This window comes from Glutamicibacter sp. NPDC087344 (genome assembly GCF_044744225.1).
Lineage (GTDB): Bacteria > Actinomycetota > Actinomycetes > Actinomycetales > Micrococcaceae > Glutamicibacter.
In genome coordinates, this window is sequence record NZ_JBIUXY010000012.1 from 45,297 (window position 1) to 70,970 (window position 25,674).

The window sequence follows — 25,674 nt, forward strand, 5'->3', positions numbered from 1 at the left end:
ATTTATTAATAAGTTCTTTATTCGAGCATCTGGATAAGTTGCCTGTGACCACTTAGGCTAGGAAACGATATGAATTTGTGATCCGGGGGGATTAATCAGTGCGTCGACGTCATCAGGTGAACCATGACCTGCTCCTCATTGGGCTTCCGCGGCGCAAAAAACCGGTTGTTATCTGGGGCATTTCCACGGCCGCAGCCCTGGCTTTGACCAGCGCTGTAGCGATTCCCTTGGTGGCGCAATCCGCTGATCCGCGTAGCGGTGACATCCCCGTAGCTATCGAAGCGTTATCTGATCCAGTTTTCTATAACGCTCCGGTGCTTGTCAGCCAGGATGCGCCGCTGCATGCGTTTGGCGGCTCCGGCAAGGAGCTGGCTATCGACGGGCGACCGTTGGGCATGGTGGCCGGTGCGGCCGAATCCTCGGAAGACGAGGACTCGCAGTCTGATGAAGAATCGACCCTGCTCGCCGGTGAGGTGGGCCAGATTGGCGAGCTGCCCGGCGGACTGCAGCTGATGCACCCGGTGACAACCCGCCGGATTTCCAGCCCCTACGGTTGGCGCGCAAACCCTACCGGTCCCGGGAATCAGATCCACATCGGTCAGGACTACCCGATTTCCTGCGGCTCTCCGGTGTACGCCTCTGAGGCGGGGACCGTGACGGTCTCCGGCTGGGCGGGCCACTCCGGCATGCGAGTGACCATTGACCACGGAAGTAATGTCCAGACCGGTTACAGCCACAATTCAAAACTCGTCGCCAAGGTGGGCCAAGAGGTCAAGCAGGGTGAACTGATCGCTCTGGCCGGAACCACCGGCAACTCCACCGGCTGCCATGTGCACTTCGAAGTGATCGTGGATGGCCGCTGGCACGACCCGCGCAACTACCTGCCAACCATCCCGGGCCAGAGCCAGGCAATGATTGATTCCTCGCGCCTGACGGTCAGCGCCAACAGCGCGCCCAAGGGCAATGGCGGCACCTCCTCGCCTAGCGAGAATTCGAATACCGGTAGCAACCCGGATGTGGTGGTGCCCAAGGACGACACACCGGTGGTTCCCAAGCCGAAGCCCAGCGCCACGGCTAAACCTTCGCCGTCGGTCAAACCGTCTCCGAGCACCAGCCCTACCAAGCAGCCAGAAGAGTCCACCGGCACAAGTGAATCGCCGAGCACCAAACCCACGCCGACGCAGCGTCCTTCCGAGTCGGAGTCCGAATCGCCGAGCGAATCGCAGAAGCCAACCGACGGAAGTACGGCTCCTGCGCCGTCAACTCAGGCGCCGCCGAGCGGCTCGAACAACTCGCAAAGCACCGCCCCGAATACCCCTGAGAACACCTCCGGTTCCGGGGCAAGTCCCGAGAGCGGGGCGGCCAAGTCGAGCACCGAAAGCCCGTCGACCACCGGTTCAGAGCTGGCGCAGACGAACTAGCCGAGGCGCGTTGGCCGGCTCAACACAAGAACTGCGCGCGTCACGAAGGGAGATTTAGGTCTCTAAGTTCGTGTCAACCGATAGGATGGACACGAACTGCCGTCGACGGCGACGCGTGAACCCCGCTAATCCTCACAGGAGTGAAGCATGCCTATCGCAACCCCTGATAAGTACAATGCAATGATCGATGCCGCAAAGGCTGGCGGCTACGCCTTCCCAGCGGTGAATGTCACCAGCTCACAGACCCTGAACGCCGCCATTCGCGGTTTCGCCGAGGCCGAATCTGATGGCATCATCCAGGTTTCGACCGGCGGCGCAGCGTACTGGTCCGGCGCTTCGGTCAAGGACATGGTGGTTGGCTCGCTTGGCTTCGCGGCCTTCGCCCGCGAAGTCGCCAAGAACTACGGTGTGAACATCGCACTGCACACCGACCACTGCCCAGCAGACAAGCTGGACGGTTTCGTTTTGCCGCTGCTTGCCGCTTCCGAGGCTGAAGTTGCCGCTGGCCGCGACCCATTCTTCAACTCCCACATGTGGGACGGCTCGGCCGAGACTCTGGAAGAGAACCTGCGCATCGCAGCCGAGCTGCTGCCGCGCACCGCTGCCGCCAAGCAGATCCTCGAAGTTGAAATCGGCGCCGTGGGCGGCGAGGAAGACGGCGTGGAGAACGCCATCAATGACAAGCTGTACACCACCGTCTCCGATGCACTGGCAACCATCGACGCCCTGGGCGCCGGTGAAAAGGGCCGTTACATCACCGCGCTGACCTTCGGCAACGTGCATGGTGTCTACAAGCCGGGCAACGTGAAGCTGCGTCCAGAGCTGCTCAAGGACATCCAGGATCAGGTTGGCGCCAAGATCGGCAAGGCCAACCCGTTTGATCTGGTGTTCCACGGCGGTTCGGGCTCCACCGACAAGGAAATCGCTGACGCGGTGTCCTACGGCGTGATCAAGATGAACATCGACACCGACACCCAGTACGCGTTCACCCGTCCGGTGGCCGGCCACATGCTTGCCAACTACGACGGTGTGCTGAAGATCGACGGCGAAATCGGTAACAAAAAGACCTATGACCCACGTGTCTGGGGTGCCAAGGCTGAAGAGTTCATGGCCGCCCGTGTGGCGGAAGCCGCCCGTCAGCTGGGTTCGGCAGGAAAGAGCCTGAAGTAACCATGCTTGGAGATAACCTGCTGGGTATCCCGGCAACACTGCTGCCAGAAGAAACCGACGTGTTGGCCCGCCTTGAGGCCGGCGACGAAGCGGTAGACCTGGCCGCCAAGTTCCCGTCGTCCTCCTTGGTGTGGGCGTTGCTGGCCGACGAGGCTCATGCCGAGGGACGCACCGTGGAATCCTATGCCTACGCCCGCGTGGGGTACCACCGCGGACTGGACGCGCTGCGTAAGGCCGGATGGCGTGGACAGGGTCCGGTGCCTTTCAGCCATGAACCCAACCGTGGTTTCTTGCGCTCGCTGTACGCCCTGGGCCGGGCGGCTGCGGCCATCGGGGAAACCGAGGAAGTTGAGCGGATCGGGAAGTTCCTGAACGACTCGGACGCGTCCGCGCGAGCAGCTATCGAGGCCAAATAGCCTCACGGTTTGAGACCGCATCGGTGATGGCGGCCAGTTTCATGAAAATGAAGCTGGCCGCCATCACTGTTTCGTCGTCTACTCCTGAATGCGTCCGCACCATATCTATTTTTGCGGCTTGGAAGCCAGCAGCGAAGGCACCGAAGAAGTAACCAGCAAGGCCGAGGCCGAATCCCGATCCAGCAAGCCGGCGAGCTTCAGTATTGCCTCATGAGCCTGCTGAGCTCCTAGCCTGGCATGTTGACCCGGCAATGGAAACCCGGAGATAAAAGGTTCGTGATGAGCTGCTCGATTCCTCGCAGCATGAACGATAGTCACAGTCTCCAAGGTCCACGTTCTTGTAAAGTGAGCTCCCTCAGTGGCAGCGGCTACCTTACCGCCAGGAAATGCCCCATGCAGAGCAGTACGCCATAATTCCTCATAGTCCATCTGGAATCGCTGCGGCTCGCGTCCAACGTAGCCGCCAGAGCTCAGCAGGTCACGCCAAAATCCAAACATCAGATGAGAAACCAAACGATCGAGGTTTTTTCTACCCTGGGATAGCCTTCTCCAGGCCTGGGAAAGATCATTCCGAGATCGCTCATCCAACCCAATATCCCGCTGAAGCCAGTTAGCCCCATAAGCGCTGACAAGCTGTTCGTTAAGAGCATTGCGCAAAGCCACCTCAAGTAGAGCAATACCAGCAAGAAGAGCGAGCGAAACATCGCGATCCCAAACATAGAGGGTGCGTGCATCGGGCGGGTCATTATTTGCACTGGCCAGGAAGGTTGACATGCGATTCCGAGCGATCGCCTAATTGGGTGCACTCCCATAAGGCTCATGCGACCATGTTTGGTGATCAGTACTCAAAGCGAAGTTCCCTGTTTTCTGAGTTACAGTGGCGTGGAAGTCCCCGGAACCGCCTCTCTGATCTTGAATCATGATGCGACCGGGGTTATTTCCTTAAGACCATTTCGTAGTTCTAGGCACCTTCAACCTCACACTCTGTGATAGCGGAACATCGAAAATGATCGACGCGAAGATATCACCGTCTCGGAGCTGCCTTCCATGTTCGGCGTACTGCGGGTCCCATCTGTTGAAAATCTGCATATCCTAGAGCTCGTTCCGTCGTGGATCTCGGTACCGCAAATTATGAACGAACTCTCATGAGTCGATTCCTTGGGTGGCTCACAACCGGTGCCCGCGAGCTGCGGAGAATTAAATTATGGCTTTTGACTAGTGTTTATGCCATGTTGGCCAGATGTTCACCTGCGTTTTGCATCGCGGTTGCCGGCCGGAGCGGCGCGATACATGAGAGTCCCCTCATCAAATTCTCTTTTTTCTTTCACATGCACTTTCTAGTCTCTGGTTAGACAGAAAGTTCCACGAGAGGAAAAGTTCATGTTGTCATTCTGGATGGGTTTGACCGCCAACATTGTTGGTATGACGGTGCTGGTGTACTTTGTTTACTTCCGCCGGCACTTCCGCCGCGACCTGGTGCTGGCCTACATTGCCCTGAGCATGGGCATCATGGCGGTGACCATGTTGCTCTCCGGCTCTGGTGCGGGTGTCGGCCTGGGCATGGGGCTGTTCGGTATCCTGTCGATCATTCGCCTGCGTTCAGACACCTTGACCCAAGAGGAAGTGGCCTATTACTTCATCTCCCTGGCCATCGGTTTGGTCAACGGTTTGCATCCGGACCCGGCCTGGTTCTCCCCGGCAGTGACTGCGGCCTTGGTGATCGTGATGTTTTTCGCCGACCATCCAGGATTCGCCCCGCGCACCCAGCGCCAGACCGTGACCCTGGAGAAAGCCTACCCGCGCAGCGACGAACTGGCCCAGGCGCTAGAAGAACTGCTCGGCGCCAAGGTGCTGCGCACCGTTGTCATCGAACTGGATATGGTCCGCGACCTGACAATTGTTGATGTGCGATTCCGGGTGAACACCAAGGGTGCGCAGTCGAAGACCGAACAGCCAACGCAGCTGGCCGCAACACCACAGCAGAACACCGCGGTGCCGCAGGAGGTGTGGAACTAATGACCTTCCCTCCCAGAATCGCGCGCACCGCGCTGGAAGATGCGGTCCGCGACCGTGAACCCATTGGCCTGGCCGAGGTGATCGACCAGGCGGCCCTGCAGACCAGGGTGGACCGCAAATTCCTGCTCACCCCGGAAGAGTTCACGGCCTTGGCCCGGAAGCTGGGGGAGGACTTTCGGATCATGGAGATCGACGGGTTGCGAACCTTCAGGTATGAGTCGGTCTATTTTGATACCGAAGATTTCGCCCAGTACCGTGCGCACCGGCAGGGGCGCCGGCGCCGCTACAAGGTGCGCAGCCGCACCTACGCGGACACCGGGTTGTCGATGTTCGAGATCAAAACCAAGGGCCTGCGCGGGGCCACGGTCAAACACCGTATCGAACAGGAGCTGGATGAGGCCGGGCAGCTCACCGACCGCTCGCTTCAGTTCCTCGACGAGGTGGTCTCCCGGGAATACGGCGAGCATGTACCCAAGCTGCGCCCGGTGCTGGATAGCTCCTACATCCGTGGCACGTTCGTGAATCCGCTGGATGGCGAACGAGTGACCTGCGATGTTGATCTGGGCTACGCCCATGACGGGCAACAAATTCAAGGACCGGACCTGATTGTGGTTGAAACCAAATCCGCGGACGGCCGCGGAGCCAGCGACCAGGCCTTGGCCGCGCTGGGGATCCGCCCGGTGAGCATGAGCAAATACTGTATCGGGATTGCCTTGCTTAACCCGGAACTGCCCGCCAATAAGTGGAGCCGCCTGCTCACGCAGCGGTTCGACTCGGCGCCGCATTCCACCCGGGCACGGGTAGGCTGCGAGCCGCTGAGGGGTGCTTCGGCGGGGCTCAGGACCCGCGGCCGGGACCGGTCCTTAGGATTCGCGGGCTAGCCGGTAACCGACACCCCGCACGGTTTCAAAACGTTCCGAGCCGAGTTTGTTGCGCAGGTAGCGCACGTAAACATCCACCACGTTGGAGCCCGGGTCGAAGTCGTAACCCCAGACCCGGGAGAGCAGCTGCTCGCGGCTGAGCACCAGTCCGGGATTGCGCAGGAACGCTTCGGCCAGGGAGAACTCCCGGGCGGAAAGATCTACCTCGGTCCCCTCGATGGTGACCAGCCGGCGCAACAGGTCCATCTCCAAAGCTCCATGGGATAACACCGATACCTCGGAGGACGAGTCCTCGGTCCGCAGGCGCAGGCGCACCCGGGCCAGCAGCTCATCAAAGTGGAACGGTTTGGCCATGTAGTCATCCGCTCCGTTCTGAAGTCCCGCAACGGTGTCATCCACACTGTTGCGGGCGGTCAGGATGATCACCGGGGCATCGATGAATGATTCGCGCAGGCGCCGCAGCAGGCTGAACCCATCCTCGTCGGGCAGGCCCAGATCCAGGATGATCAATTCGAAGTTTCCGGACTGCGCCTGCCGGTAGCCATCCTGAGCGGTGGCGCAGACCGTGGGGGTGAAGCCGGCGGCTTTCAGCCCCTTGGCAATAAAGGAACTGATCCGGGGTTCGTCTTCAATGATCAAAATGAGGCTCATACGCGAGGGGCTCCTTGGGCTAGGGGAATATCGATGTAAAAAGTTGAACCGCTGCCGGGGACGGAATCCACCCACACGGTACCGCCATGAGATGAGGCAATGGCTGAGACAATGTTCAGTCCCAACCCTGAACCCTTGGCGCGGTCGCTGTTTTGGCCCCGCCCGAAGCGCTCGAAAATCCGTTCCAGATCGTCCTGGACGATTCCCGCCCCGGCATCATGGACCCACAGGCGCAGCATCGGTTCCCGGTCCGACCCTTCCAGCACGGCCGAACCCAAATCGATGCGTGAACCCTCTTCGGAGAACTTCACCGCGTTGGCCGCCAGCTGCAGCATCCCCTGGGTGATCCGGGCGGGGTCCAGGATGGCGGTGACCTCCTCGCGGTTGCCGATACGCCAATCGCGGTGCCCCAGGGCCCGCGCCTTGTCCAGGATCTCGTCGAGCAGTGCACCCACGTCGGTTGGTTTGCTGTTCAGGAAGTCGGAGCGGTTGGCCCCGGCCAGGGTCATCAGGTCGTTAATGAGCAGTGACATGCGTTTGAGTTCATCCAGCGCGATGTCCTTGGTCTGCGAGACGTCCTCGGGATCCTTGACATCCATCAGTTCCAGATGCCCGCGGATGATGGTGACCGGGGTGCGCAGTTCGTGGCCCACGTCGTCAAGCAGCTGGCGCTGGGAATTCAGCGCTTCCTCCAGCCGGTCAAGCATTTCATTGATGGTTACCGTCAGCTCGGCGAACTCGTCGTGCCCGGTGACCTCGATGCGCGAGGACTGGTCGGATTCGGAGATTTGGCGGGCGGTATCGCGCAGCCTGCGGATGGGCTCGAGCATACGTCCGACAATCAGGTAGGCGGCGCCTCCGGCCAGCAGCATGACCGCCAACCCAACACCGAAAAACACCATGAATTGGGTGTTGATGCGCCCGACCTCGGCCGAGTAGTCGTAGGCCAACACAAAACGGGCTGGTTTGGGATCCGAGGACAGCTGGATGGGGACCGCGATGGCGCGGTAGTCGCTGAGTTTGGTGTCGACGTTTTCAATGAGCACATGCTGGTCCGTGGCGCTGGTTTTAGCCCAGTCGAGGAACTCGGGGTCGTTCTCAAGGCGCATCTGCACCGTTGCGGGTGCGGTCCACTGCAGCTGATCCGCGCTGAGCCCCACCATTCCCTGATACCGTGCGGGCAGGGTGCGCTGCATAGCGGTATACAGCAGATCCTCGGCATGCATAAACCCGTCACCGGTCTGCGGGTCGATCCCCGTTTCTGCCAGCATGCGGAATTCCTCCACGGTGCGGGTTAACGAATCATCCAGCCTGGCGTTGAGCTCCTGGCGCTCGTACACATAGATCGCCGCCCCAGAGGTGGCCAGGGCGAAGCCGACCAAAAGGATCATGGAGCCCAGCACCCGGGCGCGAATGGAAACCCGGCGCCGGGGTTGGCCCTTAGTCGTCATCGTCGTCGCCATCATCATCCCAGTCGTCGTCATCATCGTCATCGTCGACGGTGACCGGCGGCCGTGGGGGAAGAGGTTTCACCGGCCCCTGGGTAGGTTTAGGCGAGATGGTTTTGCTGGGGGTCGGTGTGGGGGTTTTCGATGCTTTAGCTGAGCTGGATGCGGAGGGGCTTTCAGACGGCGAAGCGCTCTCCGAGGCGCTGGCAGAATCTGTGGGGGTGCTGCTTTCACTCGGTGAAGTCGTGGCCTGGGCGGGGTCGCTGCTGGGGTCGGGGAAACCGGTATCACCCCCGGGCAACTCGGATTGATGGACCACAATGCCCGGTCCCAGATCGCGTTGTGATGGCCCGGAGACCAACTGAGCCAGCGCTGCGATGCCTACCCCAAGGACGGATAGGGCCGCAACGATGCCGACAATCCGTAGTACTGCACGTTTACCCATACATTCATTCTCGTCTTTTTAGATGAGATGAAGATGAGAACTTGGCGTTGCTGATTTTGCAGGCGGCCCCCAAAATACGGTGCTCGCCTTCCGGCGCTCGAAGAAAATATCAGGTCAATGACGGTTCCCAGGGCGGTGCGCGAGGATTGAGCGCACCAGCATGGGGTGCGAAGCGCCAGCTGATCGGCACCAAAAATTTGGCCCGTGTTTACCCTGGGCTGGCTTAACGCAGGTGCTCAAAAATGATATTGGTTTGTGTTGACGAAAACGTCCGGTTGGCCCCCAGATGGGTGGCGACAAATCCACGCAGCTCATCGATGGAACGGGTCGCGACCCGCACCAGCAGGTCGGGGGTTCCGCCGAGCACAAAAACGTCGCGGACCGGGCCCAAAGCCGCCAAGGCCTTGGCGGCCGGCAGCATCCGATCCCTGGCCTGCGGGGCAACGATAATCGAAATCATCGCATTGACAGAAACACCCAGCAGCTTTTCGTTGATGCGGGCCTCGTAACCTTCAATCACCCCTCGGGTGCGCAGTGCCTTCACGCGGCCCAAGCAGGTTGAGGGCGCAAGTCCCACTCGCTGGGCCAAAATATTGTTCGCCAACCTGGCATCTGCGCTCAACTCGCCCAGGATGGCAAGGTCCACCTCGTCAACCTGAACAGAATTCGCCGCACCGGCGCCCATGTCCGTCCATCCTGAACTCTGCACGATTCTTCTCCCTAATCCTTTAGAAAAATTCGAGATTCACCAAACATTACCGATACTGATTCTACGATGGAAGGAGCATGGACGGCTTGAAGGAAGGGACTCACAGCGTGCAGTCGATACACACCCGCGAACACTTGGCACAGCGCGATGCGCAGGACACGCTGCGAGAATTCAAGGAGCGTTTTTCACTTCCAGAGTCGGTGATCTATCTGGATGGGAACTCCTTGGGCGCACTGCCTCGTGGTGCCGCCGAACGCGCCGCCGAGGTGGTGAACGCCGAATGGGGCCAGGGCTTGATCCGGTCGTGGAACGAGGCCGGCTGGTTTGACCTGCCACTGAAACTTGGCGACAAACTGGGGCAGCTGCTGGGAGCCAATCCCCAGGAAACCGCCATTACCGACACCACCAGCCTGAACCTGTTTAAGGCCCTGGCCTCAGCGTTGCGCACACAAAAAGCCGACTCCCCGCACCGTCGGGTCATCATCACCGAACGGGACAACTTCCCCACCGATATCTATATCGCCCAGGGGCTCACCGATCTGGTGAATTCGTTGTCCCAGGAAATCGGCGTGCCCTACGAGGTGAGGCTGATTGACGACGAGGCTTCGCTGCGCGCGGCACTCGATGAGGACACCGCCGTCCTGGCGCTCTCCCACGTGAACTACCGGACCGGTTCCATGTGGGACATGGCTGAGATCACCGCCGCCGCCCATGACGCAGGAGCCCTTGTGGTGTGGGACCTGGCTCACGCGGCCGGTGCCGTCCCGGTGGACCTGAATGGCGCGAACGCAGACTACGCGGTCGGGTGCACCTATAAATACCTCAACGGGGGACCCGGCTCCCCGGCCTTCATCTGGGTTAATGCCCGCCACCATGACCGGTTCTGGCAGCCACTGTCCGGTTGGTGGTCCCACAACGCGCCGTTCGCCATGGAGGAAAGCTACACCCCGGCCAAGGACGTGCGCCGGTTTATGTGCGGCACCCAACCGGTGACATCCCTGGCCATGATCGAGGTGGGCCTGGATATCGCGTTGGAAGCCGACATGGCCGCGGTGCGGGCGACCTCGCTGGAGCTGACCGACCTGTTGATTGAGCTGGTGGAAACCCACTGCGCAGAATTCGGGTTTGAACTGGTCACCCCGCGCGAGCATGCCCAGCGCGGAAGCCACGTGAGTTTCCGCCACAAACACGGTTACGAAATCATGGCCGCCCTGATTGCCCGGGGCGTGATCGGTGACTACCGCGAACCCGAGGTGCTGCGTTTTGGCATCACCCCGCTGTACATCTCGCGCACCGATATCTGGGATGCGGTGCAGATCCTGCGTGAGATTCTGCACACCAACGCCTGGCAACGCGAAGAGTACTCCCTGCGAAACGCCGTGACCTAGGCGCAATCTGCCAAACCCCGGATCTTCAACGGAAATCCGGGGTTTTGGCTCCCGAGTACGCTTAGTGGCGGCGTGTGTGCAGATTCCACGCGCCGCCTAGGCACGTCGTAGGGAGTAGCAGTGGCGCAACAGCCGGTTGGAACCGGGAGGCCAAGCACCGGCCTGAAGAAGTCGCTTTCTCCAGCGCAGATGGCCATGATCGCTTTGGGCAGCGCCATCGGCACCGGGCTCTTTGCCGGGAGCAAGCTTGCCATCGCGATGGCAGGTCCCTCGGTGATCCTCAGCTATGTGCTCGGCGGGGTGATTGCGCTGCTGGTCATGGGAGCGCTTGCCGAAATGACCGTCAAGCAACCGGTGGCTGGCTCATTCGGGGTGTATGCCGAAAAATATCTTGGCCGTTACGCCGGCTACCTGACCAAGTATATGTACTGGTCCGCATTGATTTTCGCGGTTGGCACGGAAGTCAGCGCCATCGGGGAGTACATGCAGTTCTGGTTCCCGCAGGTTCCCGGGCTGCTCTGGGTGCTGCTTTTTTCTGCCGCCCTGCTGGCGGTGAACTTTTCCAGCGTGAGGGTCTTCGGAACCACCGAGTACTGGTTCTCCGCGATCAAGGTGTTCGCGGTCATCGCGTTTATCATCATCGCCGCCTGGTTGGTTTTCCATGATCCGCACGACGGTTTCGGATTCGCCAACTACACCGTTGACTCGGGCTTTTTCGCTCATGGCCTTTCGAGGACCTGGAGCGCGGTGATCGTCGCGATCTTCTCCTACATGGGAATCGAAGCGATCTCCATTGCCGCCGCGGAGGCGCACAACCCTCAGCTCGCGGTACGCAAGGCGTTTAAAGTGTCGTTCCTGCGGTTGTTGCTGTTTTACGTTTTGACCATGGCTCTGATCCTGGCCATTGCCCCCACCAGCGAGCTGGTAGCCGGCGGGTCGCCCTTTGTGACCGTGATGAACCAGGTGGGTATTCCTTTCGCCGCATCGGTGCTGAATTTTGTGCTGATCATCGCCGCGTTATCCGCCATGAACGCCCAGCTGTACGCGGCGACCCGGATGCTGCATTCGCTGGCCGCGGCCGGACACGCACCGAAACTGGCCCAGCGCACCAGCCGCGCCGGCGCCCCGGTGCACGCAGTCTGGATGTCCGGCGGAGGAATCGCCGTGGCGGCCCTCGCCGTTGGCCTGGCGCCCGAAAGCGGGTTCGGGTTGATGATGTCCCTAGCCACCTTCGGCGCGCTGGCCACCTGGCTGATGATCCTGTTAACCCACGTCGAATTCCGCCGCCAGATCAGCGCTGAGCAGGGCACCTTGAACTTCAGGCTGCCGGGCTACCCGGCAGCCTCCGTCCTCGGCGCGGTATTGCTTGGCGGGCTGCTGCTCACTACGCTGTTTGTCCCGGAATTCAAGTTCACTCTGATTTTCGGGGTTCCGTTTGTGCTGGTCATGTCGGCGTTGTATTGGCTGGTTTTCGCCCGCCGGTCCGACGTGGGCCGGAATTAGGCGCGCAGCCGGAAAAATGAGCTTCCCACCAGCTGGTGGGAGCCCGGAATCAAGGCGATCTTCAGTCCGGGATTGAACTGCCCTTGAACCTGGATTCCCGAATCCACCGCGGAGCTCAACTTCAACGGGTCAACCGGTTCAAGAATCCATTCGCGCGGCCCGGCGCCGATATGAAGCAGCCCGGTTCCGCTGTCGAATTGCAGCCAGGCGCTGATCCAGTCGTTGGCGAAGCGGGGCAGCGGATTGATCAGGTTCGAGGTTTCGAGGGAACCTGCATATGTGGTGTTGTGCATGGGAACACACCTTTGCAACTTGTTGTCCTTGCCCGAAACACCTGGTGTGCCACGGGCCGCTTCGTCATCCGAGCCACCCGCCGTACAACTGTGTGGGGTTGGCGCCTGATCGGTCGGAGCCTTGCCAAGAACCCTTGTGGATTCCCAGCGATCAGATCTCGTGAAGCTGTCTTCATGGTATAAAACGATGCCGACAGGATGGAAGAGTTCTGCCCGCAAGGTGTATCGATGCTTCACAAAGATTCGCCGGGCGACACGGCACGTCATCTTCCACGGAGCCCGGAGGGCTAAAATCATAGGTGGCCTGCCGTTGGCAGGCCGAAGAATTTAGCGAGGGGCGAGCGTGGCCAAACTGTATTTCCGCTACGGGGCAATGAACTCGGGCAAGTCGACGAGTTTGCTGCAGGCCGCATTCAACTATGAGGAGCGCGGGCAACGGATCTTGTTGGCCAAACCCGGAGTGGATACCAAGGGGGACAGCTCGATTGTGTCCCGGCTCGGCCTGAGCCGAGCCGTGGACCTGATTGTGGGTCCCATGGATAACCTCCGTGAGCAGTTCGCCACGCTGGCCTCCGGCGATGACCCGCAGGCGCTGGTTCCGCACATTGACGCACCACCGGTGGCCTGCCTGCTGGTGGATGAAGCCCAGTTCTTGAGCCGTGAACAGGCTGATGACCTCTTGCGGATTGCGGTCCTTGATAACGTGCCGGTGCTTGCCTACGGTATCCGCACCGATTTCCGGACCCATGCGTTTCCGGGGTCGGCCCGGTTGATGGAGTTGGCTCACTCGCTGGAGGAGCTGAAAACCATCTGCCGGTGCGGGCGCAAGGCAATGTTTAATACCCGTCGCGTCGGGCAACAGGTGGTGTTTGACGGGAACCAGGTGGCAATCGACGGTGAAGACGTCTGGTACGAATCGTTGTGCGCCGCCTGTTATCTGGAACTATCCGGCGGAAAACTCGGTTAGCCTAAACGCTCAGCGGATTCCGGGAACAGCAGCCCGGCGACGGCCCGCTGCAGACCCCAATCGAACCCGTCGCTTTCCGATGAATTCACGTCCAGCTGGATCAGGTTCTGGCGGTAGGCCACCGAACCCAACACATGATTCAACAGCAACTGCTGGCCGAAGCGCGCCTGGTCTTCGCCCAGCCCGGCCTGCTGCAACAAGGCACGCAACTGCAGCACCGGCTCCAAGGATTCAACCTGCATGGCGCTGGCAACCTCAATCACCTCGGGGCTGTCCTGGATAGGCAGCAGTGCCAGGTACAGTTTGCGCATCAACTGCAGCACCGCCTCGCTGGGCGTGGCGAAGTCATCGGCCCGGACGGATAATGCGGGGGTGTTCAGCAGTTTCGCGGCTACCTGAGCCAGCAGCTCCTGCTTGTTTTTGACGTGCCAATACAGGGCACCCACCTGGACATCAAGTTCCTTGGCCAGGCGACGCATCGACAAATCAGCCAATCCGAACTGTTGCAGGATGTCGACCGCGGTATCCACGACCGTTAACTGAGTCAATGCCATGCCTCAAGTCTAGACGCACGGCATTAACTCAGGGCGCGGCGACTAGGCGTCAACCAGCTGATTTTCCGCGGTGTTACGTGGTGCCGGTGCGTGGTGGCCGAGTTGCCGGGCCAAACGCTGGATCAGCGGGCCCAGCTGGGTGTCTGCCGTCTGCGAGTGCTCTGGGTGCCACTGCACCCCGGTGAGCTTGGCGGTGTGGTGAACCACCGCTTCAATCACCCCATCAGCGGACCTGGCCACAATCTGAAGTCCGTCCCCAAGCGAGTCGATGGCTTGGTGATGGGTGCACTGGTGCGCGGAGAGGGCGGACAGGTCCACTGCCAACTCGTCGTCAACCACACTGACATGGGTCTGGGCGAACGGATCGGTTCCCTCGCCGCGGTGGGCCAGCGCAGGGTCAAGGTCCTGTATCAGGGTTCCACCCAGCGCAACGTTGATCAGCTGCAGTCCGCGGCAGATCCCCAGAAGGGGAGTATCCGTGGCGATCGCGTGGTGGATGGCCGCGATCTGGGTGCGGTCTGCCTGCGGCTCGTGGGAACCGGAACCCGGATAGGAAAGTGGTCCGTTGTATAGCTGCGGGTCAACATCCTCGCCACCCATGATGATCACCGCGTCCGAACGATCAACGATCTGCTGAAGCTGTTCCAAACTGAGCTGCCAGGAAGAGATCAGTTCCGGGAGGTGCCCGGTCTGATGAATCTGGGTGAGGGTATTGGTATTAAGCTCATCCAGTTCGAGCTGGAAGCCGGGGTTGTGCTCGCGGGTGTCGCGAATATGTAGAACGGCAATCTTCAACGGTTCCAAAACACACTCCAATTAGCCTGGGACCGCCCCGGCGGCTTGTGCCAGGGCGGAAAATTCGTGGGTTACCTGATCAGTGTAGGGTGGCACGATTTCCCGGCTGGGTCCTAAATGTTTCACCAGTATTTCACGGATCTCTTATATAGTTTTTCGCTAATAATCGCATTCTGGCGTGTATGAATCTGTCCTCAAAAATACGCCTGGCGGGAGTGTGTGGCAATAATATTTCCGACTGGGACACGCAATTTACACAGATTTCACGACACCGATATCTGGACCAAATGACGAAACATTCTGTTTCCTTGCAGAAACAGAAACGAAAGCACCGCGGAACCTTGCCTCGATAGTTTGAAGTCACTCGCAAACAAACTCTTCGAAAGGGGTCCCGTCATGGAAGCTGCTGACATGGCTTGGCTACTGGCGGCATTCGCCATGGTTCTGCTGATGTTTCCGGGACTGGCAATGCTGTATGGCGGCATGCTCAACGGACGCAACGTACTGAACATGATGCTGATGGTGCTCAGCTCTCTGGCTGTCACCGGCGTTGTTTATGTTGTTGTTGGTCACGGGCTAGTGCTCGGCGACTCCGTAGGCGGTCTGGGGTTGATCGGAAATCCCCTGGAGTTCTCCTTCTTCACCGACTTCATGAGTGATGACGAGGCAGGCGGGACTTTCTGGGCCGCGTTCTACGTATTGTTCGCCGCGATCTCCGCCGCGCTGGTGGCCTCGGGCGCCGCTGGACGTATGAAATTCGGATCATGGCTCGTTTTTGTGGCGCTGTGGATCCTGGTTGTCTACAGCCCGCTGGCACACTGGGTTTTCGCTTTCGACAACCCGGAAGCCGGAACCGTGGGCGGTTGGATGCGCAACCAGCTGGGCTTCCATGACTTTGCCGGTGGCACCGCAGTGCACATGAATGCCGGTGCCGCAGGCCTGGCGCTGGCAGTGGTCCTGGGACGGCGCAAGGAGCAGGCCGGACGCCCGCACAACCTGCCGCTGATGATGATCGGTGTGGGCCTGCTGGCCACCGGATGGATGGGCTTCAACGGCGGCACCGCCGGAGGCGCGAACTTCCTCGCCCAGTACGTGGTTTTGACCACCTTGCTCTCACTGTGCGGCGGGATGCTCGGCTTCATCGCCATCGAGCGTATCCGTGATGGACATGCCACCATGCTGGGCCTGGGAACCGGCGCAATTGCCGGCATGGTGGGCATCACCCCGGTGGCAGATGTGGTTGGCCCCATCGGAGCCATCATGGTTGGTTTCCTGGCCGCCGCCGCGGCAGCCTGGGCGATAACCTGGAAGCGCCGCCACCGTATCGATGATTCGCTGGATGTTTTCGCGGTGCACGGTATTGCCGGCATCACCGGTTCATTGTTCGCCACGTTCTTCGCCAATCCGGCGGCCCCCGGAGAAATGGCAGGTATTTTCTTCGGCGGAGCCTTCTCCGAACTTGGACATGAACTGATCGCCATCTCCGTGACCCTGGTTTACAGCTTCACAATGACCTTTGCCCTGCTGTGGGTCATGAACAAGATCCGCCCGATCCGCGTCGATGAAGCGGATGAGGAAGCCGGTCTGGACCGTTCGGTTCACGCAGAGACCGCCTACGACAGCCGCCCGTTCTAAGCCCGGGATTCGAAAGGCAGAGACATGAAACTTATTACCGCAGTGATCAAACCGATCCGGTTGGAAACCGTCTGCTCCGCACTGGAGAAAGCAGGGTTCTCCGGTATGACCGCCACCGAGGTGCAAGGCCGCGGGGTCCAGGGCGGGCGCACCGAATACTACCGAGGCCAGCAGTACTCGGTGAACTTCCGCACCAAGATCCGCCTGGAACTGCTGGTTCCCGACGCCAAGGTGGACAGCGCGCTGAGCACCATTCTTGACTCCGCGCGGACCGGCGCCGAGGGGGAAATCGGCGACGGCAAGGTCTGGGTCACCAGCCTCGAGCAGATCATCCGGGTCCGCACCGGTGAAACCGGCGAAGAAGCCATCTAAGCAGCACTGAACTTTTCCAAACGAACAATCTTGACCAAAACCTCCGAAAGGTACCAACGATGACTACCATCAACTTCCGCTACCTCAGCGAACAAGACATGATCGCAGCCGGCGTCACCGACATTGCCCGTTGCACCGACGTGATGGAAGAAGCGCTGATCCTGCTGCGCAACGGCGATTACCGGATGGCCGGGGAGAACGGCAACTCCCACGGCGCAATGATCACCTTCCCCCAGGTGCCGGTCCACGAGGGTATGCCATGCGACGGCCCGGACCGGCGCTTCATGGCAATGCCTGCCTACCTGGGCGGCCGCTTCGGCACCACCGGTGTGAAGTGGTACGGCTCGAACACCAACAACCGCGCCAAGGGCCTGCCGCGTTCCATCCACCTGTTCACCCTGAACGACACCGACACCGGTGCCCCGATGGCAGTGATGAGCGCCAACCTGCTCAGCGCCTACCGCACCGGCGCGGTGCCGGGTGTGGGTGTGAAGCACCTGGCTAAGGCGGATGCCAAGGTGGCCGCCGTGGTCGGCCCCGGCGTGATCGCCAAGTCGGTCATCGACGCCACGCTGACCCTGCGCCCAAGCATCGACACCGTGACCATCAAGGGCCGTTCGGCTGGCGGTGTGGAGACCTTTGCGCAGTACATTCGTGAGAACTTCCCGCAGGTCACCACCATTGTTGCCGCGGATACCATTGAAGAAGCCATCAAGGGCGCGGATATCGTGATGGCAACCACCAGCACGGATATCGAAGGTTCCGGAGCCTTCCCGTACTTCCCGAAATCGGCCATCAAGCCAGGCACTCTCTTCCTGTTGCCGGCCGCCGCACGTTTTGACGATGACTTTGTGATCAATGAGGCCCGCCTGGTGCTGGATGCCCGCGGCCTGTATGACGCGTGGGCCGAAGAGTACGACACCCAGGCCTACGAGCTGCTGGGTATCCCGGGCACCCACTTCCACGATCTGATGCGTGAGGGCAAGCTGTCCGAGGCGAAGCTGGAGGAAATCGCCGACGTTGCCACCGGCAAGATCCCGGCTCGCCGCGACGACGAGGAGATCATCCTCTACTCGGTTGGCGGCATGCCGATCGAAGACGTCGCCTGGGCCACCGATCTCTACCACTCGGCCGAAGAGAAAAACATCGGCCAGGTGCTGAACCTGTGGGAGACACCGGTTCTCGCCTAACAACGTCAGGCGCTAACGCGGAAAAGCGACCCGAACACTGTGTGTTCGGGTCGCTTTTCCGATGTCTCTGGCGCAAGAAACGTGAGCGGCTAACCGCACCAGGAGCTCAGCGCCTAGGAGGTCTCTTCATCCTCGAAACGCTGTTCGTTCCGGTACATCTCCAGCTTCTGAACGTTGGCCTTGTGCCATGTATTGATGACTTTACACAAGAAAAAAGCTACAAGGATGACGAACAACGCGCTAATAACCATCAGAACGATTTCGTAGGTACTCGGCACTAAAGGGTTCATTGCATCAGACTAACCCACTGATCCCTCGAATGGCACAGTGCGGCCGCCGTTCGAGGGACCTGCGGGTTGCAGGTTCAGCGACGTGACGAAGGCGGTGAGCCCTACAGCCCGCCCGCGACACGCAGCGTCGCCCCGGTGGTGTAGGAGGCCTCGCTGGAGAGCAGCCAGTTCACGGCTCCGGCGATTTCCGCAGGATCTCCGGCCCTGCCCAGCGGAATGGCGGCGGCGACTTTGGCTGGGCGCTCGGGGTCCTGATGGAAATCGGTCCAGACCGTACCCGGCTCAACACAGTTGACTCGAATTCCAAGCCCGGCAAGTTCCTTGGACAGGCCAATTGAAAGGGCAGCCACCCCGGCCTTGGCCGCGGCGTAGTGGACATAGGTTCCGGGGCTGCCAAGTGTTGCGGCTCCGGAGCCCACCAGCACCAGCGCACCCTTGGTGCGGGCGAGGTGCGGGATCGCCGCCCGAGCGGTCAAAACCGCACCGAAGAGGTTGACCTCCAGGTCCCGCCGAATATCTTCGGGGTCTAAATCGCTGAGCGCACCAACGGCCTGGATGGCTCCCGCGGAGGCTACAACGCCGGTTAGCGGGCCCAATGCTTCGCCTGCTGCGAAAAAGTCGGTTAAGGAATCAGCGTTGGTGATGTCTACGGAAGCGATCTCCGCCGCTGATCCAAACGCGCGGATTTTTTCGGCAAGTTTGCTGGCTGCATCCTTGTCTTTTCGGTAGCCGATGAGCACCGAATGCCCTGCCTGGGCGAGTCGTTCAACGATGGCGGCGCCGATACCCCGGGATCCTCCGGTGACGGCTATGGCAGAAGAGGAAGTTTCCATCCGACCAGTGTATCGATGGAGCGTTCATGTTCGCCATCCAGCGGCAACCGGGGAATCTGTTTCTATTAGATCTGGAAACCATCTTGTGCTGATAATAAATACTCCGTAGTGTGGATGAAAGGTGATCGATTGATCGCGTGGCCAATCCTGGGGATGGGGTAGCAAGTTTGCTGAAGACACGAGTGTTGGCCATTGCCGCCATCGTTGGCCTCGCGGCCGCAGCCCTTACTGGGTGCAGTGGAAAGCTGACCACCGAGGAAGCCTGCAATTTCCTGGTGGAAAAGGGCAATGAGTTGGAGATCAAAGCGGTCAGTGAAGAACTGATCTCCAGCGTTGAAAACTCTGATTCGGCAGGCGCAAAAGCAAGCGCCGAGAAGCTCAAGGACTGGCTCCTCCAGGGAGCCGGTGAAAGCGCCGACGGCGACTTTAAGGATGCCCTGGAATTCACCGCCAGCAAGATGAATGACGTGGTGGACGCTCGGCTGGACGCCAACTCGGACTCCACGCTGAGTGCTCAAGAAACCGAGGCGTTGGCTTCGGAGGAACACCGCGAAGTGCTGCGGACTAGCTGCCCGCAGATCGGTGAATACTTGGGGTAGTTTGCGTAGTGGCGCCGCACCCTGCGGTGCCCAGGTGCAAGACGGGCGGACGAATCCTTCTCATTACCGGTGATGAGAAGGATCTTGCCTTGTTGCCAGTGGCGGTCGAGGCAAAGACCCGCGTGTCCAGGCTTTCGCCGCCGACTTGATCTCTCGTAGGGTTGAACTATGAAGTGGATCATTTTGGCACTGATAATTTTGGCAGTCGTGATTCTAGTGTTGCGGGTTGCGCAAGCGCGAGCGGAAAGGAACCTGCACAATTCGCCAAACGCGCGTCCGGGAACCATCCACGATATTGATCAGTTGGTTGCCAACGGACAAAAAATCGAAGCCATCAAGAAACTGCGAGCCACGGACCCAACACTGAGCCTCCGGGAGGCCAAAAACCGCATCGACTATTGGACTCCGGAAAACAAACCCTACGCAGAATCGGCGGCCGCACGCTCTGCTCAGGCAGGGACGCCACTTCCAGCGCACGTGATCGTTGAAATTGACCAGCTCGTGGCGGCGGACAACCCAATCAGGGCCATCAAGGTGCTACGCGAACATACCGGCCTGGGGTTGAAAGAGGCGAAAAACCGAATTGACCGCTGGGTGCCGGGGCGGAACTAGGCTTTTCTAAAAAATACCGGGTGCCCAGTCGATCACCTTGTTTCCAGGCGTCTTGCCGAGGGTCGCAATTCGTGGTTGGGTGCGGGTGATATGAGGGGTATGGCGATGCCGGGTCCGGAAGCGTTCTCGCCCCGCGGTTGATCAAAAAATTGGTCACATCAGCTGACAACAACTCGAACGAACCTGGTGATCTGCTGCCCCGGGTTGGTATACGAGTAGTGCTGTGAGCTGGGGAAGGTGAAATGCTCCCCGGTGTGCAGCGCTACGGATTCATTTTCACCGTCAATACGAAGAGAACCTTCGGACACAAAGATCATTTCCGACCAGCCTTCAGGGTCGGGTTCGCCGTGATAGCGCTCGCCGGGTTCAAGGGACCAGCTCCACAGTTGCGTCTCCTTGGTGGCGGGAACGGCTGACATGAGCGTTGCGACGCTCTGGGGACCCTCACCGCGCCAGGTGATTTCATTAATGGTGGTGCGTGGCGCGGTAGGTGCGGCAACAAGGTCTACAAAGGTGACCCCCAAGGCTTCCGCGAGATGGTCTAGGCCGGTGAGGCTGATATTGGCTTCGCCGGCTTCGAGTTTGATTACGGTGCGACGGCTGACTCCGGAGATCTCGGCGAGCGCCGCTTGGCTTAGGTCTGCGGCCAGTCGAAGGCGGCGCACGTTTTGACTCACGTGTGTGAGCACTTCTGGATTCCCACCGGTTTGCATGTGCACTATTATGCACCATATGATTGTGCACTATGTTGCACAATCTGAAACGAAGGCGTCTGCTTTCTCGTCAAGAAACGGTACTCGTCTTCATTACCGCGCTGTGGGGAGCGACGTTTCTTATTGTCCATACCGCCGTTCAGTACAGCGGTCCGTGGTTTTTTGTGGGCAACAGGTTTATCGTGGCTGGCCTCATCAGCGCGCTGCTCTTTGCTCGCGTTCTTGCCGGGCTCACGCTCAAGGAAGTCGTGGCCGGTGTGTCGATCGGTGTAATGATCTTTCTTGGGTATGGTCTGCAGACGGTTGGTTTACAGAGCATCAACAGCAGCACTTCGGCGTTTATCACCGCGCTGTATGTGCCCATAGTTCCGTTGCTGCAGTGGGTGGTGTTCCGCAAGCGGCCTGGGCTGCTCACCTGGATCGGTGTGGGTTTGGCCTTCATTGGCTTGATCCTGCTGGCCGATCCGGGCAGTGTCGGGTTCAGCTTCGGCGCGGGTGAGATTGCCACCATTATCAGCACCCTGCCCATGGCGGCGGAGATTATCCTCATTGGATGGTTCGCCGGGAAGGTGCATCTGGGGAGGGTGACCGTGGTGCAGCTGCTGGTTGCCGGGATCCTGGGGTTCTTGATGATGCCGGTGGTCGGCGAGGAAGTTCCGGCGTTCTCTTGGGTGTGGGTGGCCGCGTCGGTTGCGTTGGGAATTGCCAGTTGCCTGATCCAGTTGGCCATGAACTGGGCGCAGAAAACGGTGTCTCCGACTCGCGCCACCATCATCTATGCCGGCGAACCGGTGTGGGCGGCGATCATTGGCCGGGTTGCGGGTGACCGGCTGCCTCCCATTGCCATCCTTGGCGCCTTGTTTATTATTGCCGGCGCGCTGATCAGCGAGCTTAAGCCGCGGAAGCGTGGTGTGGAGCAAGCTGATGAGTTCGCGAACCAGCCTGCGGGGAGCGTCGAGGAGCGGTGAGTGTGCCGCTCTTATAGCGGCCGCGGTGCGGCTCAGGCCTCGGTGGCAAGTGGTGCGAGTGTACCCGGAGCAACAAGGTTGTCGCTCGCGTTTTTCCAGGGCTTAACCCAGGTCATCTGCTCCGGCACCAGAATTTCTCCGCATGAACTGCAGACTTCGCCCTGGGTGGTTTCCTGGCCGCATTCTCGGTGAATCATGCTCATGTGCCCGCCGTTGGCGGGTGTTGGTGTGTGTTTTTCTCCCCAGAGCGCCAGCTGCTGCAATACGGGCAGCAGTTCAGCCGCCGCGGGTGTTGCGGCATACCCCTGGCGTGTGCGCCCGCCATCCCGGTAGTCCACGCGAGTTAACAGTCCGGCGTCAACCATGCCGTGCAGCCGCCGGCTGAGCACGGCTTCTGAGATTCGCAGATTGTCTCGAAGCGTATCGAAGCGGCCGCGCCCATGCAGCACGTCTCGGATGATGACCAGCACCCAGGGGTCGCCGAGTACATCTAAGGACCGGCGTATGGGGCATAGCTCATCGGACCAATCGGAACGTAACGGCATCACTTTCTCCTTGGATGGTTTATCGGGTAGTCTCTTGAGTATCTCATGACTTCGCTAAAGAAAGTTTCAAAATGTCGACTTCGCCAACACCTCCCGTGGATGTAGTTGCCTCCAGACGCAGGAGAATCCACCCTGCCTGGTGGGTAGCCCTCGTGACATTTTTGGCGCTTTTTGCCGCGGCTGGATTCCGCGGAGCACCCGGAGCGCTGATGGTGCCGATGCACCATGAGTTCGGTTGGTCGATGAGCCTGATGTCTTTGGCGGTCAGCGTCAACCTGGTGTTGTATGGTCTGGTCGCGCCGTTCGCCGCGGCGCTAATGCAGCGGTTCGGTATTCGACGTGTCGTCTCCGTTGCCTTGTTCCTGGTGGCCGCCGGCGCGGCGGGCAGCGTCTTCATGACCGCTTCGTGGCATCTGCTGATCTTCTGGGGTGTGCTCATTGGAGGCGGAACCGGGGCGATGGCGCTGGTGCTGGCCGCGACAATCGCCGAGCGCTGGTTTGCCACCCGCCGCGGGCTGGTGATGGGTGTACTCACCGCCGGCCAAGCCACGGGACAGCTGCTGGTTTTGCCACCGGTTGCCATCCTCGCAGAGGATGTGGGCTGGCGACCGGCTTCGTTGCTGATTGGCCTGGTAGCGCTCGCGGTGATTCCCCTGGCGGCCTGGATTCTGCGCGACTACCCCGAAGGCCGGGGTGTGCTTCCCTATGGGGCTGATCCAACCACGTATCACCCGCCGGTGCGGCGTTCCACGGGTGCCATGAAAACTGCCATCGACGGGCTGGTCTACGCCGCAAAACACAAAGCGTTTTGGGCGCTGGCAATATCATTTGCGGTCTGCGGTGCGACCACGAATGGCCTAGTGGGTATCCACTTTATTCCTTCAGCCCACGACCACGGTATGCCCGCGGCCACCGCAGCGGGCCTTTTGGCCGCCGTAGGTGTTTTCGACATCCTCGGGACGGTGGCCTCCGGGTGGTTCACCGACCGTTTCGACCCCCGGAAACTGCTCGCCATCTACTACACCTTCCGCGGGGTCAGCTTGATGCTGTTGCCGTGGCTGCTCTCCGACCAAGTGCACGTGAGCATGATCGTTTTCATCGTGATCTACGGGCTGGACTGGGTGGCGACCGTGCCGCCTACCGCGGCGCTGTGCCGGTCCCTTTTTGGAGAGCGCAGCACCATCGTCTTCGGTTGGGTTTTCGCCTTCCACCAGATTGGTGCGGCCCTGGCGGCCTTTGGCGGCGGGGTGGTGCGCGATGTGTTCGGCGCCTATACCTATGCGTGGTGGGCCGGGGCGGCCACCTGCATCATTGCCGCGGTCCTGTCCATCATGGCAAAACACCATTCGAGCCATCAGGCGAAGCCGGAAACCTCGCCGGCAATCGACGCCTGATCAGCGGCCCAGTTGGTTTCCCGGTGTGCGTTGTTCAAAAACCAGGACGTCGCGCGTGATTTCCAGCTGGCCGAGGTGCTGGCAGAACTCCTCGTACACATGCAGAAGCACACCCAGACAGGTTGCAAGCCAAATCTCATGTTCCCGGCCCGGCGGTATCGCCACCGGTGAGCTGTGCAGATCGGTTTTCGCCAGATCCTTGGCGAAAGCCTGGTGTGTGCTTGCCGCCAGGGACAGCGCCTCTGCCTTGGCCATGATCGCGGTAAATTCGCCCTCACGGTCCCGGGCTACCGGAACCCCCAGATTCACGCTGGATGACCAGCGCCGCATCATGCCGCAGCAGTGGACAAGGATCTGCACCGGCGAGTTGGCGCCCGGCAAAGACGGTGTGGCGTTCACAAGGTCTTCGGGCAGCTGGTCGATCAGCGTGATGATTTCATCAAATTTTTCGTTCAACATCTGAAGCAGGATGTGATCACTGACTGAGGTGGCAAGCATATATAGAGTCTAGGCGACTGGGCGCTCAAAGATGTGGGGCTGACGGGCTTAGCTGAGGCCGGGCTCCTTTCCCGGCCTCGGATAAGCCTTGGCTGCGCACTGCCGGAGACTCAGACCAGCAAGGCCGCCAGCGCATCCGCCAATGCTTGCGCGCCCAACTCCGCGTCGGCGTCTTCAACATATTCCTCGGGGGAGTGGGAGATGCCGCTGGGATTGCGCACAAAGACCATCGCGCTGGGGACATGCCCGGCCAACACCCCGGCGTCGTGACCCGCGCCGGTGTCGAGGACCGGAACGTTGTTCAGCGCACTGCCCAGTGTTGCCGATAGTTTGGCATCAAAGGTGACGGTGGGGCTCAGCGATTCCTGCGAGAACTCGAACCCGCACCCCTCTTCCGCCGCAATACGCTGGGCGGCCTCATGGATTTGCTGAACCAGGACGGCGGTGACCGCGTCATCTGGATGGCGGACATCCAGCCAGAAGTCCACCCGGGAGGCGATCACGTTGGTCCCGCCGGGGACTGGTTGCAGGCGTCCCACAGTGGCCCGGGCGTTGTCCTGGGCGCGGGCAATCTGCTGCACCGCGCTGATGCTGCGGGCCGCGGCAACCATGGGGTCGCGCCGGTCGCGCATGAGCGTGGTGCCGGCGTGATTGCCCTGCCCGCGCATGCTCAGCTTCCAGCGGCCGTGGCCCAGGATCGACCCGCCAACGGCCACCGGATGATCCAGCTCGCTCAGGCCCAAGCCCTGCTCCACGTGAAGCTCGACGAAGGCGCCGATCTGCGAGAGCAGCTGGGGGTCGGGGCCGATCCGTCGCACGTCCAGTCCATTTTTGCCGGCAACATCCGCAAAGGTGTTGCCGTCCGGGTCACGCAAGTTCAGTGCCTTGGTGGGGTCAATGGCGCCGGTGAGCAGCCGTGAACCGAGGCACGCCACACCGAAGCGTGAACCTTCCTCTTCGGGGAATACCACAATGGCAAAAGCCCGGGTGCGGTTCAGCGGGCGTTCACGCAACAGGTCAAAAGCAACCAGCGCGCTGGCCACACCCAATGGCCCGTCAAAAGGACCGCCGCCGGGCACCGAATCCAGATGGCTGCCGGTGACCACCGCATCGGTGCGGTCCCCGGAGGGCAGATCCCACCAGGCCCACAAGGCTCCGTTGCCGTCTTGTTCAACACTCACCCCGCGGCGTTCGGCCTGTTCGATGAACCAAGCGCGCAGATCCAGTTCCGCAGGGGAATAGACCGGGCGGGTGTAACCGCCGCGCAGCGGGTCCTGGCCGGTGCTGGAGATCTGGGCCATCAGCTCGGTGACGGTGAGGGTGGGTAGCTCTAGTGGCATGACGGACATGGCCTTTCTGCTGCGGGAT

General features: G+C 60.5%; 28 protein-coding genes and 1 riboswitch. Of the genes, 15 read left to right on the forward strand and 13 right to left on the reverse strand.

Annotated elements, in window-relative coordinates; all coding sequences use genetic code 11:
* The first annotated feature begins 98 nt into the window (after positions 1-98).
* From ACIOWL_RS18210 to ACIOWL_RS18220, 3 genes are all read left to right on the forward strand, one after another.
* Positions 99-1,421, forward strand: coding sequence for a peptidoglycan DD-metalloendopeptidase family protein (locus ACIOWL_RS18210; RefSeq protein WP_400388377.1), 1,323 nt, complete (start codon positions 99-101; stop codon positions 1,419-1,421).
* 147 nt (positions 1,422-1,568) lie between these two features.
* The gene (fbaA, locus tag ACIOWL_RS18215; protein WP_400388380.1) at positions 1,569-2,591 is read left to right on the forward strand and encodes a class II fructose-bisphosphate aldolase; all 1,023 of its coding nucleotides are present in this window, start codon (positions 1,569-1,571) and stop codon (positions 2,589-2,591) included.
* Positions 2,592-2,593: 2 nt separating this feature from the next.
* Positions 2,594-3,007 (forward strand): DUF3151 domain-containing protein, encoded by a 414-nt coding sequence (locus ACIOWL_RS18220; RefSeq protein WP_400388382.1) that lies wholly within the window; start codon positions 2,594-2,596, stop codon positions 3,005-3,007.
* Between the two features lie 105 nt (positions 3,008-3,112).
* On the opposite strand, the gene ACIOWL_RS18225 is transcribed toward ACIOWL_RS18220, so the two are convergent.
* On the reverse strand, positions 3,113-3,781 hold the full coding sequence (locus tag ACIOWL_RS18225) for a hypothetical protein (protein ID WP_400388384.1): 669 nt from the start codon (positions 3,779-3,781) through the stop codon (positions 3,113-3,115).
* Between the two features lie 606 nt (positions 3,782-4,387).
* Between ACIOWL_RS18225 and ACIOWL_RS18230 the strand changes: the two genes are divergently transcribed.
* Together ACIOWL_RS18230 and ACIOWL_RS18235 are read left to right on the forward strand one after the other, a co-directional pair.
* Complete coding sequence (locus tag ACIOWL_RS18230; RefSeq protein WP_400388387.1) at positions 4,388-5,023, forward strand: DUF4956 domain-containing protein; 636 nt, start codon at positions 4,388-4,390, stop codon at positions 5,021-5,023.
* Positions 5,023-5,904 carry a polyphosphate polymerase domain-containing protein gene (locus ACIOWL_RS18235; RefSeq protein WP_400388390.1) on the forward strand — a complete coding sequence of 294 codons (882 nt, stop codon included), beginning with the start codon at positions 5,023-5,025 and terminating at the stop codon, positions 5,902-5,904. The genes ACIOWL_RS18230 and ACIOWL_RS18235 overlap by 1 nt, the downstream gene beginning before the upstream one ends.
* Here ACIOWL_RS18235 and ACIOWL_RS18240 read toward each other — a convergent pair.
* From ACIOWL_RS18240 to ACIOWL_RS18255, 4 genes are all read right to left on the reverse strand, one after another.
* On the reverse strand, positions 5,887-6,555 hold the full coding sequence (locus tag ACIOWL_RS18240; RefSeq protein WP_400388393.1) for a response regulator transcription factor: 669 nt from the start codon (positions 6,553-6,555) through the stop codon (positions 5,887-5,889). The genes ACIOWL_RS18235 and ACIOWL_RS18240 overlap by 18 nt on opposite strands.
* Positions 6,552-8,006 carry a sensor histidine kinase gene (locus ACIOWL_RS18245; RefSeq protein WP_400388396.1) on the reverse strand — a complete coding sequence of 485 codons (1,455 nt, stop codon included), beginning with the start codon at positions 8,004-8,006 and terminating at the stop codon, positions 6,552-6,554. Before ACIOWL_RS18245 ends, ACIOWL_RS18240 begins: the two co-directional genes overlap by 4 nt.
* A complete protein-coding gene (locus ACIOWL_RS18250; protein WP_400388399.1) occupies positions 7,996-8,448 on the reverse strand; it encodes a hypothetical protein in 453 nt (150 codons plus the stop codon). The genes ACIOWL_RS18245 and ACIOWL_RS18250 overlap by 11 nt, the downstream gene beginning before the upstream one ends.
* 223 nt (positions 8,449-8,671) lie before the next feature.
* A complete protein-coding gene (locus tag ACIOWL_RS18255) occupies positions 8,672-9,157 on the reverse strand; it encodes an Lrp/AsnC family transcriptional regulator (protein WP_400388402.1) in 486 nt (161 codons plus the stop codon).
* A 77-nt stretch (positions 9,158-9,234) separates the two neighbouring features.
* On the opposite strand from ACIOWL_RS18255, the gene kynU reads away from it, so the two are divergent.
* Together kynU and ACIOWL_RS18265 are read left to right on the forward strand one after the other, a co-directional pair.
* Entirely contained in the window at positions 9,235-10,545 is a 1,311-nt protein-coding gene (gene kynU / locus ACIOWL_RS18260; protein WP_400388405.1) for a kynureninase, read from the forward strand.
* Between the two features lie 120 nt (positions 10,546-10,665).
* Complete coding sequence (locus ACIOWL_RS18265; RefSeq protein WP_400388408.1) at positions 10,666-12,048, forward strand: amino acid permease; 1,383 nt, start codon at positions 10,666-10,668, stop codon at positions 12,046-12,048.
* On the opposite strand, the gene ACIOWL_RS18270 is transcribed toward ACIOWL_RS18265, so the two are convergent.
* A complete protein-coding gene (locus ACIOWL_RS18270) occupies positions 12,045-12,341 on the reverse strand; it encodes a hypothetical protein (RefSeq protein WP_400388411.1) in 297 nt (98 codons plus the stop codon). The genes ACIOWL_RS18265 and ACIOWL_RS18270 overlap by 4 nt on opposite strands.
* Before the next feature lie 19 nt (positions 12,342-12,360).
* Positions 12,361-12,507: riboswitch (SAM riboswitch) on the reverse strand.
* Positions 12,508-12,684: 177 nt separating this feature from the next.
* Between ACIOWL_RS18270 and ACIOWL_RS18275 the strand changes: the two genes are divergently transcribed.
* Positions 12,685-13,308, forward strand: a complete 624-nt coding sequence (locus ACIOWL_RS18275) for a thymidine kinase (protein ID WP_400388414.1) — start codon at positions 12,685-12,687, stop codon at positions 13,306-13,308.
* On the opposite strand, the gene ACIOWL_RS18280 is transcribed toward ACIOWL_RS18275, so the two are convergent.
* A complete protein-coding gene (locus tag ACIOWL_RS18280) occupies positions 13,305-13,862 on the reverse strand; it encodes a TetR/AcrR family transcriptional regulator (RefSeq protein ID WP_400388417.1) in 558 nt (185 codons plus the stop codon). The genes ACIOWL_RS18275 and ACIOWL_RS18280 overlap by 4 nt on opposite strands.
* A gap of 42 nt (positions 13,863-13,904) precedes the next feature.
* Positions 13,905-14,666: a gamma-glutamyl-gamma-aminobutyrate hydrolase family protein gene (locus ACIOWL_RS18285; RefSeq protein ID WP_400388420.1), complete on the reverse strand. Its 762-nt coding sequence runs from the start codon at positions 14,664-14,666 to the stop codon at positions 13,905-13,907.
* A 387-nt stretch (positions 14,667-15,053) separates the two neighbouring features.
* Between ACIOWL_RS18285 and ACIOWL_RS18290 the strand changes: the two genes are divergently transcribed.
* Genes ACIOWL_RS18290 through ACIOWL_RS18300 form a run of 3 tightly spaced genes read left to right on the forward strand, consistent with a single transcriptional unit; the run spans position 15,054 to position 17,854 of the window.
* Positions 15,054-16,292, forward strand: a complete 1,239-nt coding sequence (locus ACIOWL_RS18290; protein WP_400388423.1) for an ammonium transporter — start codon at positions 15,054-15,056, stop codon at positions 16,290-16,292.
* Between the two features lie 24 nt (positions 16,293-16,316).
* Entirely contained in the window at positions 16,317-16,664 is a 348-nt protein-coding gene (locus tag ACIOWL_RS18295) for a P-II family nitrogen regulator (RefSeq protein WP_400388426.1), read from the forward strand.
* Between the two features lie 59 nt (positions 16,665-16,723).
* Positions 16,724-17,854: a tyramine oxidase subunit B gene (locus ACIOWL_RS18300; RefSeq protein WP_400388428.1), complete on the forward strand. Its 1,131-nt coding sequence runs from the start codon at positions 16,724-16,726 to the stop codon at positions 17,852-17,854.
* Between the two features lie 391 nt (positions 17,855-18,245).
* Here the strand turns inward: ACIOWL_RS18300 and ACIOWL_RS18305 are convergent, their stop codons facing one another.
* A complete protein-coding gene (locus tag ACIOWL_RS18305) occupies positions 18,246-18,977 on the reverse strand; it encodes an SDR family NAD(P)-dependent oxidoreductase (protein WP_400388431.1) in 732 nt (243 codons plus the stop codon).
* A gap of 167 nt (positions 18,978-19,144) precedes the next feature.
* Between ACIOWL_RS18305 and ACIOWL_RS18310 the strand changes: the two genes are divergently transcribed.
* Together ACIOWL_RS18310 and ACIOWL_RS18315 are read left to right on the forward strand one after the other, a co-directional pair.
* A complete protein-coding gene (locus ACIOWL_RS18310) occupies positions 19,145-19,576 on the forward strand; it encodes a hypothetical protein (protein WP_400388434.1) in 432 nt (143 codons plus the stop codon).
* A 168-nt stretch (positions 19,577-19,744) separates the two neighbouring features.
* On the forward strand, positions 19,745-20,188 hold the full coding sequence (locus ACIOWL_RS18315; RefSeq protein ID WP_400388437.1) for a hypothetical protein: 444 nt from the start codon (positions 19,745-19,747) through the stop codon (positions 20,186-20,188).
* Positions 20,189-20,346: 158 nt separating this feature from the next.
* Here ACIOWL_RS18315 and ACIOWL_RS18320 read toward each other — a convergent pair whose 3' ends face one another.
* Positions 20,347-20,901, reverse strand: coding sequence for a helix-turn-helix domain-containing protein (locus ACIOWL_RS18320; protein WP_400388440.1), 555 nt, complete (start codon positions 20,899-20,901; stop codon positions 20,347-20,349).
* A 32-nt stretch (positions 20,902-20,933) separates the two neighbouring features.
* Between ACIOWL_RS18320 and ACIOWL_RS18325 the strand changes: the two genes are divergently transcribed.
* Positions 20,934-21,869, forward strand: coding sequence for a DMT family transporter (locus ACIOWL_RS18325; protein WP_400388443.1), 936 nt, complete (start codon positions 20,934-20,936; stop codon positions 21,867-21,869).
* A 32-nt stretch (positions 21,870-21,901) separates the two neighbouring features.
* Here the strand turns inward: ACIOWL_RS18325 and ACIOWL_RS18330 are convergent, their stop codons facing one another.
* Complete coding sequence (locus ACIOWL_RS18330) at positions 21,902-22,414, reverse strand: winged helix-turn-helix transcriptional regulator (RefSeq protein WP_400388445.1); 513 nt, start codon at positions 22,412-22,414, stop codon at positions 21,902-21,904.
* 71 nt (positions 22,415-22,485) lie between these two features.
* On the opposite strand from ACIOWL_RS18330, the gene ACIOWL_RS18335 reads away from it, so the two are divergent.
* Positions 22,486-23,808, forward strand: coding sequence for an MFS transporter (locus tag ACIOWL_RS18335; RefSeq protein ID WP_400388447.1), 1,323 nt, complete (start codon positions 22,486-22,488; stop codon positions 23,806-23,808).
* Here the strand turns inward: ACIOWL_RS18335 and ACIOWL_RS18340 are convergent, their stop codons facing one another.
* Positions 23,809-24,306 carry a DUF664 domain-containing protein gene (locus ACIOWL_RS18340; protein ID WP_400388450.1) on the reverse strand — a complete coding sequence of 166 codons (498 nt, stop codon included), beginning with the start codon at positions 24,304-24,306 and terminating at the stop codon, positions 23,809-23,811.
* A gap of 110 nt (positions 24,307-24,416) precedes the next feature.
* Positions 24,417-25,646, reverse strand: coding sequence for an allantoate amidohydrolase (locus ACIOWL_RS18345; protein ID WP_400388453.1), 1,230 nt, complete (start codon positions 25,644-25,646; stop codon positions 24,417-24,419).
* Positions 25,647-25,674: the final 28 nt, after the last annotated feature.